Origin of the sequence: Sinomonas sp. ASV322 (assembly GCF_030908245.1) — a bacterium.
Lineage (GTDB): Bacteria > Actinomycetota > Actinomycetes > Actinomycetales > Micrococcaceae > Sinomonas.
This window is the reverse complement of record NZ_JAVFJJ010000001.1, coordinates 207,205-220,386: the sequence shown is the minus strand read 5'-3', so window position 1 is coordinate 220,386 and position 13,182 is coordinate 207,205. Positions and strand designations below refer to the sequence as shown.

Sequence of the window (13,182 nt, the reverse complement as noted above, 5' to 3'; positions counted from 1 at the left end):
TGTCCTTCGATGATGGGAAGGCCCTCGATGGCGGCCTTCGATGCTGCGGATGGACTGGGGTTCCGCCTCATGTCACCTCGGCGGAGGTCCCTCGCGGGGGCCCGGTTGCGAGTCTAGCCGAGCGTTCGCGCGAGCGCCCCGACCGAACGGACGAACTCGGCGAACGACTCGTCCGGCCGGTTGTCGCTCACGATCCGGGCGTTCGGCGGCTCTCCCCACAGCCCACGGTAGTCCGCAACCGTGGTCCCCATGAGCCGCGGGGCTTCGGTCTCGACGTGCACGCTTGCGGTCCGCGTCGCGCAGTAAGCCGTCCCGGCCGCGACGCTCGCGGCGAAGTAGTCGTGCACGTGCGCGACGTAGCCCTGGTCGTAGCCGCGATGGAACTCGAAGTAGAACCGCAGCATGTCACTCACGTGCCGCACGAGCCCGTTCGAGGCGCGGCTCCGCAGCCCCTCGGGCTGCTCTGGAAGCACGAGCTCGGGGTCGGCGCACCCGGCGGCCTCGGCGAGCGCCGCGACGTGTTCGGGGCGCAGCTCAATCCGCTCAGTGGTCTCGAGCGCGCACACCGTCGGGAGCCGCTCCTCGGGCTGGCCCGCGAACGCCGCGAAGACCTCAGCCGCCGCATGCGGATCCACGTGGGCGTTCCACTCGGCCGTCGGGGTCGTGTTCCCCTGGTAGTAGTACGAGCCGCCCATGATGACGGTTCGCCTGAGGAGCTCTGGGAGCCGCGGCTCGGCGCGCAACGCCAACGCGAAGTTCGTGAGCGGCGCTGTGAGGAGCGCGGTGAGCTCCCCCGGGCGTGCCCGGGCGGCCTCGACCCAGAGCTCGACGGCGTCCCGTGCGTCCAGCGTGCGACGCGCGGGCGGGAGCTCGGCGTAGCCGATCCCCTGCGGTCCGTGGGTCTCGGGCGTCGTCACGAGCGGGACGCGCAGGGGCGAGCTCGCGCCGATGACCACGGGCACGTCGGGACGGCCGCACAGCTCGAGGAGCGCGAGGTTGTTGCGCGCCGCCTGCGCGGCGTCCACGTTGCCGGGCGTGCTCGTGACCGCCACGAGCTCGACGTGCGGCTGGCTGCATAGGTAGATGAGCGCGAGCGCGTCGTCGATGCCGGTGTCGCAGTCGAGGAGGATGGCCACGGGATCTCGGCTCGGCTCGTGCGGGACGGGGCGTGAGGCGTCATGCATAGGGTTCGCCCCGAAAGGAGCAGGCTGGCTGGCGCCGGCTCAGAACAGCGCGACCTTGGGCGTGCGCGGGAAGATCTCGTCGAGTTCGGCGAGGTCCTCCGCACTCGGCTGCCACGACGCGGCCTCGGCGTTCTCGCGGATCTGTTCGGGCCGCGTCGCGCCGGCGATGACGCTCGCGACCGACGGCTGGGCCGCGAGCCACGAGAACGCGACCTGGAGCTCGGTGAGACCCCGCTCCTCCGCGAAGGCCGAGAATCGGTCGAGCTGGTCCCAGTCGGCGTCGTGGACGAGGTTGGTCCTCGAGTGCGAGAGCCGCGAACCCTCTGGCGCGATTCCGCGCGAGTACTTTCCGGTGAGGAGCCCATTCGCGAGTGGGAAGTAGGGCAGGACGCCGAGGCCGTACGCCTCGGCCGCCTCCGTCACCTCGAGCTCGGCGCGACGGTCGAGGAGGTTGTAGTGGTTCTGGCTCGAGATGAATGGCGTGTAGCCGCCCATGCGCGCAACGAACTCGGCCTCGGCGATCTGCCACCCCGCGCGATTCGAGTGCCCGATGTATCGCACCTTGCCCTCGCGCACGAGGTCGTCGAGGGCCGAGAGCGTCTCCTCGATCGGCGTCTCGGGGTCCGGCGTGTGGAACTGGTACAGGTCGATCCAGTCGGTTCCGAGGCGGCGCAGGGACGCCTCGACGGCTTGCTGGATATACCGCCGCGAGCCGCGCGCACCGAAGTCCTTCCCGTTGGCGCCGTGCATGTCCATGCCGAACTTCGTCGCGACGATGACGTCGTCACGACGGCCCTTGAGCGCACGGCCGAGCATCTCCTCGCTCAGGCCGGGCGTCTTCCCATACACGTCGGCGACGTCGAAGAGCGTGATGCCGGCCTCGATCGCGGCGTGGACGACGGCGTCGGTCCCCTCCTGCGATTCGGTGGGGGTGTTGGCGCGGCCCAAGTTGTTGCACCCGAGGCCAACGGTCGAGACGGTCAGGCCGGAGCGGCCGAGGCGGCGGTAGTCAGTCATAGCGCCAGCCTACTCGGGCCCGCTGGGGCCCGCGCGCCCCGGTCAGAGTGAGAAGCTGCGGACGCCCGCGGGCGCGTGCTTGAGCTTGAATGCCTCGGGCTCGTCGGGGCCGGCGACGGCGATCGAGAGCTTCGTGAAATCGCTCGTCGCCTCGCGCAGGCACGTCTTGACCGCCGCGACGGCCTTGTTCGGCTCGACGCATCGCGTGAAGATCGTGAGCTTGCCTGATCCGAGCGAGCTGCCATCGACCGTGCCGAGGCCCCGCCACGCGAGGTAGGCCGCGAGGGCGCCGACGGCCTGACGCTCGAGGAACCTGTCGCGCTCCGTCCCGTCCTGGGTCTTGAGCGAGAACTGGGCGACGACGCGGTGCAGCTCCGACTCCGGGATCTCCGCGTACCCGTCCTCGCCGCACTGGGCAGCAAAGGCGCCGAGCAGCGCCTCGCCGGCGGCAGCGTCGACGTCGTCCGTGGACTTGGACGTCGAGACGTGGCCCACGGTGCCGTGGTTGACGACGAACTGCGCCGCTTCGGCGTCGTGCCATGCCTCCCGGAATTCGAGTGTGCCGTCGCCGCGGCGACGGTAGAAGCGCAGGAAGCTCATGAACGGTCCTCTCTTGTATGCTGCCGGCCCCGGGCGAGCCATGCGTCGGCCGCGCCTCCGAAGGGCCCTGTTCCATTCCGAACGGCCTCGTACAGCCGCGCGCACTCGTCGCGCACGGCGCCTACGAGCCACTCGGGGTACGCCATGCTCGCGGCGTGCTCCTCGAACTCGTCCTCGTCATCCACGAACACGCCGCGCGTCGCGGAGCGGATCACGTCAAGGTCCATGTCGATCATGTGGAACTCGACGGCACCCCTGCGGCCGGCCGACGCCGCCCTGATCCGACGCCACGCGAGGTCCCACGCGAGGTCGACATAGATGCGGAACTCGCCCGGATTCTCGTCGTCGTAGAAGGTCGCGGCGTACTTCCCCTCCCGGGGCACCAGCAGGACCGCATCGGCAAGGGTGTGGAGGGCGACGCCGGGCCGCGAGATGAACTCCCCGCGCCCCTGGTAGATCCATGCGCCGTGCTCGTCCTCGCCGAGGTGGAACCCCGGAACGACCCAATGGGCGCTCCCGTCCCACTTGCGGTTGCGGGCGACGACGAGCTCTCCTTGGCGCGGGAGGTCACCGTCGAGCCAGGCCGCCGAGTCGGGCTTCGCTCCAGAGCTCACAGCTGCGGGAGGCTTCCGGTCCGCGGCGCGGTCTGTCCCGGGAGCGGGCGCGCGAACGGAACCTTGGTGCCGAGCACCTGGGCGACGATGTCGTGCGTGATCTGCTGGCCCGTGAGCCCCACGCGCGCGAGGACTTCCGTTCGGGTCCCGTGGTCGAGGAACTCGGCCGGGAGGCCCACCTCGTTGAGCGCGGTGTCGACGCCTGCCGCACGCATCTCCTGCCGGATCCGCGAGCCGACGCCGCCCGCGCGCACCCCGTCCTCAAGGCATACGACAATGCGGTGCTCGGCCGCGAGCCGGATGACGCTCTTCGGGACCGGGAGGACCCAGCGGGGGTCGACGACCGTCGAGCTGATGCCCTGGTGATCGAGCCGCTCCGCGACATCGAGCGCGAGATCGCTCATGGCGCCCACGGCGACGAGGAGGACGTCGGGTCCGGGCTGCCCCGGTCCCCCGGTGCCCATGCGGCGAAGCACGTCGACGCCGTCGGCGAGGCGCTCGATCGCCTGCGTCTCGGGGCCGACTGTCCCCTTCGAGAAGCGCACGACGCTCGGGGCGTCGGAGATCGCGACCGCCTCGCGCAGCTCCTCGCGGAGCCGCGTCGCGTCGCGCGGCGCCGCGAGGTGCAGGCCCGGGACGCTCTGGACGAGCGCCATGTCCCACTGGCCGTGGTGGCTCGCGCCGTCGGGTCCCGTGACCCCGGCGCGGTCGAGCACGATCGTGACTCCCGCCTTGTGGAGCGCGACGTCCATGAGCAGCTGGTCGTACGCGCGGTTGAGGAACGTCGAGTACACGGCGACGACGGGATGCAGACCGCCGAACGCCATTCCGGCGGCACTCGTGATCGCGTGCTGCTCGGCAATGCCGACGTCGAAGACCCTCTCCGGGTGACGCTCGGCAAACTTGTGCAGGCCGACTGGAATGAGCATCGCCCCGGTGATGCCGACGACGTCAGGCCGCTCGTCGGCGATGGCCGCGATCTCGTCGGCGAAGACGCTCGTCCACGAGGCGGCCCCGCTCGCCGAGACGGGCTGGCCCGTGTCCGGGTCGATGATGCCGACGGCGTGGAACTGGTCCGCCTCATCGGCCCGGGCCGGGGCGTAGCCGCGGCCCTTCTCGGTGATCGCGTGGACGATCACGGGCCCCGCGAAATTCTTCGCCGTCGTGAGGGCGTTCTCGAGGGCCCTCTCATCGTGTCCATCGACGGGGCCGAGGTACTTGAGCCCAAGGTCCTCGAACATGCCCTGCGGCGCCCACCAGTCCTTGACGCCCTTCTTCGCGGCGTGAAGGCTCTTGTACGCGAAGCGGCCCACGGGCCCGCCCTCCTGGAGACGCTTCTTCCAGAATTCGAGCGTGCCCTCGTACGCGGCAGCCGTGCGCACGGCGTCGATCGCCGGCCGCAGCGACGCAAGGTAATCGGCGAAGCCGCCGACGGTCGGCGCGTAGGACCGCCCATTGTCGTTGACCACGATGACGACGCGGCGGTCCTTGTCTGCCGCGATGTTGTTGAGGGCCTCCCAGGCCATGCCGCCAGTGAGCGCGCCGTCCCCCACGACGGCGACGACGTAGCGGTCGCCCTGGCCCGTGAGCTTGCGGGCCTTCGAGATGCCGTCCGCCCAGGAGAGGGACGACGACGCGTGCGAAGACTCGACGATGTCGTGCTCGCTCTCGGCCCGCGAAGGGTACCCCGAGAGACCGCCCTGCTGCCGAAGGGTTGAGAAGTCCTGGCGCCCCGTGAGGAGCTTGTGCACGTACGACTGATGTCCCGTGTCGAAGACGACGCTGTCGCGCGGCGAGTCGAAGACGCGGTGGATTGCGAGCGTGAGCTCCACGACCCCGAGATTCGGGCCGAGATGCCCCCCGGTCTGGGCGACGTTGCGGATAAGGAACCGGCGGATCTCTTCGGCCAGATCCGTCAGCTCGTGGGAGGTGAGTCGGTCGAGGTCCTTCGGTCCCCGAATGCTCTCCAGAATGCCCAACGGCGGCTCCTTGCTCGAATCGTGCTCAACCCACTCTAGCGCCTGGGCCTCGCAGGCCCCGGAATCCGCCCGGAATCGGGCCGAACGGGCGAGGGCCCCCACCGTTGCGGTGGGGGCCCTCGCGCGACCTGCTCAGCGATTGGCTACGTCAGCGTGATACGTCACTTCGCCGAGATCTGGCGCAGGACGTACTGGAGGATGCCGCCGTTGCGGTAGTAGTCCGCCTCGCCGGGGGTGTCGATGCGGACGACGGCGTCGAAGGACTTCGCGCTGCCGTCCTCCGCCGTCGCGGTCACCGTGACGGTCGACGGCGTCGTGCCCTCGTTGAGCTGCGTGATGCCCTCGAAGGAGAACACCTCGTTGCCCGTGAGGCCGATCGTCGCGGCCGACTCGCCGGCGGGGAACTGCAAGGGAAGGACGCCCATGCCGATGAGGTTCGAGCGGTGGATGCGCTCGTAGCTCTCGGCGACGACGGCCTTGACGCCCAGGAGCGCGGTGCCCTTCGCGGCCCAGTCGCGGGAGGAGCCGGAGCCGTACTCCTTGCCCGCGAGGACCACGAGCGGCGTGCCGGCCTTCTGGTAGTTCATCGCGGCGTCGTAGACGTAGGCCTGCGGCGCGCCGTCCTGTGAGAAGTCCTTCGTGAAGCCGCCCTCAACTCCGGCACCGGAGTTGAAATCGGCCAGAAGCTGGTTCTTGATGCGGATGTTCGCGAACGTGCCACGGATCATGACCTCGTGGTTGCCGCGGCGCGAGCCGTAGGAGTTGAAGTCCTTGCGCTCGACGCCGTGGGCGAGCAGGTACTGGCCCGCGGGGGTCTCCGACTTGAACGAGCCGGCCGGGGAGATGTGGTCGGTCGTGACGGAGTCGCCGAGCTTGAGCAGCACGCGCGCGCCCTCGATGTCGGAGACGGCGTCCGGCTGCGCCTTCATGCCCTCGAAGTACGGGGGCTTGCGGACGTACGTGGAGTCGTCGCTCCACTCGAACGTCGAGCCAGTCGGCGTCGGGAGGGACTGCCAGCGCTCGTCGCCGTCGAAGATCGTCGCGTAGGACTTCGTGAACATGTCCTGGTCGATCGATGCGTCCATGACCTGCTGAACCTCGGTCGGGTTCGGCCAGATGTCCTTGAGGAACACGTCGCTGCCGTTCTGGTCCTGGCCGAGCGGCTCCGTGTCGAAGTCGAAGTCCATCGTGCCGGCGAGGGCGTAGGCGATGACGAGCGGCGGGGACGCGAGGTAGTTCATCTTCACGTCCGGGTTGATGCGGCCCTCGAAGTTGCGGTTGCCGGAAAGGACCGACGTGACCGAGAGGTCGTTGGCCTGGACGGCCTCGGAGATCTCCGTCTCGAGCGGACCGGAGTTGCCGATGCACGTGGTGCAGCCGTAGCCGACCGTGTAGAAGCCGAGCTTCTCGAGGTAGGGCACGAGGCCCGACTTCTCGTAGTAGTCCGTGACGACCTTCGAACCCGGGGCGACGGACGTCTTGACCCACGGCTTGGACGCGAGGCCCTTCTCGACCGCGTTGCGCGCAAGGATCGCGGCTGCGAGCATGACGGACGGGTTCGACGTGTTCGTGCACGACGTGATCGAGGAGATGGTCACGGCACCGTGGTCGAGCTCGAACTCGCGGCCGTCGGCCATCTTGACGTGGGTCGGCTTGGACGCGCGCCCGAATGCCCCACTCGCGGCGGACTCGAGCGGGTTGGAGAGCCGCGCCGTCTCGTGGACGTGGCTGTCCGCCTCGGTCGTCGTCGGCGCGTCCGAGGCCGGGAAGGACTCGTCGAGCGTCTCGTCGACCGTGCCGTCCTCGACATGGCCGTCGCCGATCTCGACGTAGTTGTGGAGGTCCTTGCGGAACTGCTCCTTCGCGTCGGAGAGCTCGATGCGGTCCTGCGGGCGCTTCGGCCCGGAGATCGACGGGACGACGGTCGAGAGGTCGAGCTCGAGGTACTCGGAGAACCGCGGCTCGTGGGCCGCGTCGTGCCAGAGTCCCTGCTCCTTGGTGTACGCCTCGACGAGGGCGAGGTTCTCTTCGGAACGGCCCGTGAGGCGCAGGTAGTCGAGCGTGACCTGGTCGATCGGGAAGATCGCAGCGGTCGAGCCGAACTCGGGGCTCATGTTGCCGATCGTCGCGCGGTTCGCGAGGGGGACCGCCGCGACGCCCTCGCCGTAGAACTCGACGAACTTGCCGACCACGCCGTGCTTGCGCAGCATCTCGGTGATCGTGAGGACGACGTCGGTCGCGGTCGCGCCGGCCGGGATCGAGCCCGAGAGCTTGAAGCCCACGACACGCGGGATGAGCATCGAGACGGGCTGGCCGAGCATCGCAGCCTCGGCCTCGATGCCGCCCACGCCCCAGCCGAGGACGCCGAGGCCGTTGACCATCGTCGTGTGGGAGTCGGTGCCGACGAGCGTGTCGGGGTACGCGCGGAGGACCGTGCCCTCCGGAGTCTCGACCTCGCGGGTCATGATGGTGCGCGCGAGGTACTCGATGTTGACCTGGTGGACGATGCCCATGCCCGGGGGGACGACCTTGAAGTCCTCGAACGCCGTCTGGCCCCACCGCAGGAACTGGTACCGCTCGCCGTTGCGCTGGTACTCGATCTCCATATTCCGCTCGATCGCGCCGGCGTTGCCGAAGACGTCGATCTGGACGGAGTGGTCGATGACGAGCTCGGCCGGCGCGAGCGGGTTGACGCGCTCCGGGTCGCCGCCGAGGTCCTTGATCGCCTCGCGCATCGTCGCAAGGTCCACGACACAGGGGACGCCTGTGAAGTCCTGCATGATGACGCGCGCCGGCGTGAACTGGATCTCCGTGTTGGGCTGCGCGCTCGGGTCCCACCCGGCGAGGGCACGCACATGGTCCGCCGTGATGTTGGCACCGTCCTCGGTGCGGAGAAGGTTCTCGAGCAGAACCTTGAGGCTGAACGGGAGGGATTCCGACCCCTCCACGGCGCTCAGTCGGAATATTTCGTAATCGGTGCCACCGACGTTCAGTACGCCCTTGGATCCGAAGCTGTCCACAGTGCTCAATGCACCACTCCTCTCGCAACACTGCCATCTTTGCCGCGCGGAAGGGCCGTTGCTAGTTAGGTGAGCCTAAGCTAGCTTGCGCCCGCCGCGCACTGGCTCCCGGCGCCACCGCCCATCCTAGTTCCGCGCGCCGGGCCTGGGCAGAGCGACCGTCACATGCGTTCCAGTCCGGTTCTTCAGGCCACCAGGACGCGTCCCGCCCGACACGCCGCCTATTCAACTGATCGAGGAGAATCAACCGGACTGGAATGGGGGTCCGCCTCACCCTCACCGCATGACGCGCCCCGTCAGCGCCGCCCGAATCTCGGCAACGATCCGCTCGGGCTCGTTCCACACGGTCTCCGGTACGTATCGGAGGCAGCGGTAGCCATACAAGGTCGCCGCATTGTTCCGCCCGCGGTCGCGCCGCGCCGACGCCCGGTCGCTGTGATAGGCCAACCCGTCGATCTCAATAATGAGGAACCCGGCGATGAGGAAGTCGACCCGACCGACGCCCGGAACGAATGCCTGGGGTTCCACGTCCACACCTAATTCGCGCGCGATCTCCAAGAGGAGGAGGAGGGCCTCAGCCTCCGGCAGCGATTCGACTCGAGGATCGACGAGTCGGAGCGTTGTGAGGACCCGGCCAGATTTGCGCGCCAAGAGGTCCTCCTCGAGGAGCTCAATCCGGAGGCCGTGCACCCTGACGGCCGATGCAACAAGCGGAACGGCCACGTTGGCTGGGAGGCAGCGAAGGGCGTGAAACACGACGTCCTCGACGGCCGCCAAGGGGAGCGTGTGGTGAGCGGGGTATCGAAGGCCTCGGTGGAACAACGGGGTCGCGGGGCCCGAAGTCCCGCGCAGGTATCCGTGAGGACACCCGAGATGGACCTGCCGAGGAGCGCTGCGAATCCAGAGCCCGTAGTCACGCGCAGCCGACGCGCAGCTGACTACTCCGTTGTGCATGATCGCCGCGAGGTAATCGCTGCGGCAGTCAGGCATCGCGTAGACACCTCGCTTCGGTCTCGCAACATGGCTTGAGAGAAAAACCAGATCGCTCCGCCCGAGGCCGGCGTCAAGGAGCGTCCTGGCACGGGCCACACCGCCGAGCGACTGCAAGAGCTTAAGAGGGTCCATCCCCCAAGCAGTTCACGTCAGTCATCGCCGTGGGGACGCAAGCCGGCCCATGTGGACAACACGCCCATTCCACTTCTGGGGAGGGCGATTGCGGCACGTCGAGGCGCGCGTTCCAGTCCGGTTCATCTGCCCTCGGAATCGTGCTCTGGCGGGACACGCCGCGTTTCGACCGATCGAGGAGAATCAACCGGACTGGACCGCGGGCGGCGCGAGGCGGGCTCAGGCGCCGGGCCGCAGCAGAGCGACCGTCCGCCCCGTCCCCCACCCTGATCCGGGCGGGCTCAGGATCCGGGCCGCAGCAGAGCGACCGTCTCTACGTGGTGGGTCTGCGGATACAGATCGAACGCCCGGAGCCACTCGAGCCGCCATCCGGCCTCCCGGAACCAGCCGAGGTCTCGCGCGAACGACGCTGGGTCGCATGCGACGTACGCGACGGCCCTGGGAGCGGCGTCCACGAGCTGGCGAACGACCTCGCGGCCGGCCCCCGCGCGCGGCGGGTCGAGGACGACGGCGTCGAAGCGCCCGCCCGAGCGCTGCCGCAGGACCCGTTCGACGCGTCCCTGGACGACGTCGACATGCCGCTGATGCTTGAACGTCCGGCGCGCGTCCCTGCTCGTCCCGGGCGAGCCCTCGACGGAGAGGACCGAGCCGGACGGCCCGACGGCCGCGGCGAGCGGCGCCGTGAACAGCCCCGCGCCGGCGTACAGGTCGGCGACCGCCGCTCCCGTGCCCAGAACGGGACCGACGGCGTCGAGCACAGCACCCATGAGCGTTTCGGGCGCTCGTCGGTGGATCTGCCAGAACCCTTCACCCGTCACGGTGTAGTGGTAGCCCCCCGCTTCTTCGGCGACAGAGCCGTGGCCGCGGAGGGTGAGCGGTGTCTTCCCGCGAGGCCCGACGGCGCTCACGGACGCGCTCGGATCCACGGCCTCGACGAGCTCCTTGAGTCGCGCGGACGGAAGCTCCTCGGCGAGCGTGAAGACGACGAGCGGCGGCGTCCCGGCCGCGGGCGCCGCGACCTCGACCCGCTCGACGCCGGTCAGGTCCACGTCCCAGAGCCCGAGCTTCGAGATCGCATCGACCGCGAGCGGCATGTCGTGCACCGCGATCGTCTCAGTCGAGCGATGGGCGTGCATCGCGAGCCGCCCGCCGTCGTCGACCGCGAAGCTGCAGCGTGTCCGCCAGCGGAGACCGTCGTCGTCGGCCGCGCCAGCGCGTGGCGACGCGCTTGGCACCGCCTCGACCTCGACGTCGAGCTCGAGGCGAGCCAGGCGCTCGAGCTGCTCGCGCACGACAGCGGCTTTGAGCCTGCGCTGCTCCGCGAGGTCGATGTGCCCGAACTCGGCCCCTCCGACGGGGAGTCGGCCCTCGGCGTAGGCCGCGAGCGCGTCCGCCGGGGCCCACACGTGCGGGCGCCGGGCCGGCGAGGCCTCGATCACGTCGACGACGTCGGCCCGCCAGAACTTCTTCCCTTCCTCCGCCTCCGTGAGGCGTACCCGGACGGCTTCGCCCGGAAGGCCATGGCGGACGAAGACGACGCGGCCCTCGTGGCGCGCGACGGTGTGCCCGCCATGGGCGATGGCCCCAAGCTGCAGGTCAAGAAGTGTGTTCATAGCTCCTGGAACCTCCGTGCGTGCTCCGACGACTTGAGCTGCCACGGGACGCTCGCGACCATGACGCCGGGCTCGAAGTGGAGGCGGGCCTTGATCCGGAGTGCCGTCTGATTGTGGACGAGCTGCTCCCACCATTTCCCGACGACGTACTCCGGGATATACACGACGATGAGGTCGCGTGGCGACTCGCGCCGCACGTTCTCGATGTAATCGAGCAGTGGCGTGACGGTCTCGCGGAAGGGACTCGCGAGGACCGTGAGCGGCACCGGGATGTCGAGCTTTTCCCAGTCGGCGACCGTTTGGGCCGTCTCCTCGGGGCTGATATCAACGGTGACGGCGTCGAGCCGCGAGGGGCGGGACGCGCGTGCGTAGGCGAGCGCGCGGAGAACCGGCTTGCGCACGTGGGAGACGAGGAGGACGGCGTGCACACGGCTCGGGAGGGCACGCGCCGACGAGTCGTCGCCGACCGCGAGCTCGCGCGCGACCCTGTCGTAGTGCGCGCGGATGCTCCACATGATGAGGAACAGGACGACCATCGCGAGGATCGCGATCCATGCTCCGTGCTCGAACTTCGTAATGAGCACGATCACCAGCACCGTCGCGGTCATGGCGAAGCCGATCGAGTTCACAACCCGCGAGCGCACCATGCGCTGCCGGACATGACGGTCCTTGACGCGCTTGAGCTCGCGGGTCCAGTGCCGGATCATGCCGAACTGGCTTGACGTGAAGGAAACGAAGACGCCGACGATGTAGAGCTGGATGAGCTTGGTGACGTCGGCGTCGAAGGCGATGATGAGCACGAGGGCGCCCGCCGCGAGCGCGAGTACCCCGTTGCTGAACGCGAGGCGGTCGCCGCGGGTCCGGAGCTGGCGCGGGAGATAGCCGTCCTGCGCGAGGATCGACCCGAGGATCGGGAAGCCGTTGAAGGCCGTGTTGGACGCAAAGACGAGGATGACGCCCGTCGCCACGACGACGATGTAGAACGCGATGCTCCCGCTGCCGAAGACGGCGTCGGCGATCTGACCGATGGCCGGGGTCTGGACGTAGTCGGCCGGAAGCGGCTGCCCGTTCTGTCGGAGCCCCATGGCGGGATCCTGCACGAGGTGGACGTGGGTCGTGTTCGCGAGGAACAGGATTCCGGCGAGCATGCTCGCCGCGACAGCGCCGAGGAGAAGCAGCGTCTTCGCCGCGTTCTCGCTCTTGGGCGCCCTGAAGTTCGGCACGCCGTTGCTGATGGCTTCGACGCCCGTGAGCGCCGCGGCACCCGAGGAGAACGCCCGCAGGAGGAGGAACCCGCCGGCGAGGCCCACAAGGCCCTGGTCGAAATCCGGGGAAGGAACGATCTCGAAGGCCGCGCTCGCAGCCGGCTTGAGGTTGCCCGTGAGGAACTGCACGAGCCCCACGAGCGTCATGCCGAGGATCGAGGCCATGAAGACATAGGTCGGTGCTGCGAAGACGGTGCCGGCTTCCTTGACGCCTCTCAGATTGACGAGGGCGAGGACGAGGACGCCGATGACGGCGATCGCCGACCGCTGGCCGGCCAGGAACGGGAGCGCGGTCGTGAGGTAGCTCGCGGCAGACGAGATCGAGACCGCCACGGTCAGGACATAGTCGACGAGCAGGGCGGACGCGACGGTGAGACCCGCAACGCGGCCGAGGTTGGTAGTCGCGATCTCGTAGTCGCCTCCGCCTGAGGGGTAGGCGTGGACGTTCTGGCGATACGACGCGACCACCGTGAGCAGAACAAGGATGACGGCGATCCCGACCCACGGCGAGAAGGCCACAGCACCCACGCCCGCGAGTGCGAGCGTCAGGAGGATCTCATCCGGGGCGTACGCGACGGACGAGAGCGCGTCCGAGGCGAAGATCGGGAGGGCGATCCGCTTCGGAAGAAGCGTGTGGCTCATCCGGTCGTTGCGGTAAGGCCGCCCGACGAGCACCCGTTTGACCGCGTTGAGTATCTGCAGCACTCTGACACGGTATGCGCTGCGCGCGGCAAGTCATAGTCTGCGCCCGCGGGACACGACGCG

Annotated in this window: 9 protein-coding genes; all 9 read right to left on the bottom strand. The window is 69.0% G+C overall.

Annotated elements, in window-relative coordinates; genetic code table 11:
- Nucleotides 1-113: 113 nt before the first annotated feature.
- Nucleotides 114-1,184: a nucleoside hydrolase gene (locus RBS12_RS00970; protein ID WP_307964183.1), complete on the bottom strand. Its 1,071-nt coding sequence runs from the start codon at nt 1,182-1,184 to the stop codon at nt 114-116.
- Between the two features lie 39 nt (nt 1,185-1,223).
- Complete coding sequence (locus RBS12_RS00965; RefSeq protein ID WP_307964182.1) at nt 1,224-2,201, bottom strand: aldo/keto reductase; 978 nt, start codon at nt 2,199-2,201, stop codon at nt 1,224-1,226.
- A 42-nt stretch (nt 2,202-2,243) separates the two neighbouring features.
- On the bottom strand, nt 2,244-2,801 hold the full coding sequence (locus RBS12_RS00960) for a hypothetical protein (protein ID WP_307964181.1): 558 nt from the start codon (nt 2,799-2,801) through the stop codon (nt 2,244-2,246).
- Entirely contained in the window at nt 2,798-3,415 is a 618-nt protein-coding gene (locus RBS12_RS00955; protein ID WP_307964180.1) for a DUF402 domain-containing protein, read from the bottom strand. Before RBS12_RS00955 ends, RBS12_RS00960 begins: the two co-directional genes overlap by 4 nt.
- On the bottom strand, nt 3,412-5,394 hold the full coding sequence (dxs, locus tag RBS12_RS00950; protein ID WP_307964179.1) for a 1-deoxy-D-xylulose-5-phosphate synthase: 1,983 nt from the start codon (nt 5,392-5,394) through the stop codon (nt 3,412-3,414). The genes RBS12_RS00955 and dxs overlap by 4 nt, the downstream gene beginning before the upstream one ends.
- A gap of 161 nt (nt 5,395-5,555) precedes the next feature.
- On the bottom strand, nt 5,556-8,423 hold the full coding sequence (locus RBS12_RS00945) for an aconitate hydratase (protein ID WP_307964178.1): 2,868 nt from the start codon (nt 8,421-8,423) through the stop codon (nt 5,556-5,558).
- A gap of 267 nt (nt 8,424-8,690) precedes the next feature.
- Nucleotides 8,691-9,404, bottom strand: a complete 714-nt coding sequence (locus tag RBS12_RS00940; RefSeq protein WP_307964177.1) for a DUF559 domain-containing protein — start codon at nt 9,402-9,404, stop codon at nt 8,691-8,693.
- A 416-nt stretch (nt 9,405-9,820) separates the two neighbouring features.
- Nucleotides 9,821-11,152, bottom strand: coding sequence for a class I SAM-dependent RNA methyltransferase (locus RBS12_RS00935; RefSeq protein WP_307964176.1), 1,332 nt, complete (start codon nt 11,150-11,152; stop codon nt 9,821-9,823).
- On the bottom strand, nt 11,149-13,122 hold the full coding sequence (locus tag RBS12_RS00930; protein WP_307964175.1) for an APC family permease: 1,974 nt from the start codon (nt 13,120-13,122) through the stop codon (nt 11,149-11,151). The genes RBS12_RS00935 and RBS12_RS00930 overlap by 4 nt, the downstream gene beginning before the upstream one ends.
- Nucleotides 13,123-13,182: the final 60 nt, after the last annotated feature.

What these genes read in the sequence shown, in the direction of transcription:
- RBS12_RS00935 (WP_307964176.1), bottom strand. Translation starts at nt 11,152, where the DNA reads ATGAACACACTTCTTGACCTGCAGCTTGGGGCCATCGCCCATGGCGGG.
- RBS12_RS00960 (WP_307964181.1), bottom strand. Translation starts at nt 2,801, where the DNA reads ATGAGCTTCCTGCGCTTCTACCGTCGCCGCGGCGACGGCACACTCGAA.
- RBS12_RS00970 (WP_307964183.1), bottom strand. Translation starts at nt 1,184, where the DNA reads ATGCATGACGCCTCACGCCCCGTCCCGCACGAGCCGAGCCGAGATCCC.
- RBS12_RS00940 (WP_307964177.1), bottom strand. Translation starts at nt 9,404, where the DNA reads ATGCCTGACTGCCGCAGCGATTACCTCGCGGCGATCATGCACAACGGA.
- RBS12_RS00965 (WP_307964182.1), bottom strand. Translation starts at nt 2,201, where the DNA reads ATGACTGACTACCGCCGCCTCGGCCGCTCCGGCCTGACCGTCTCGACC.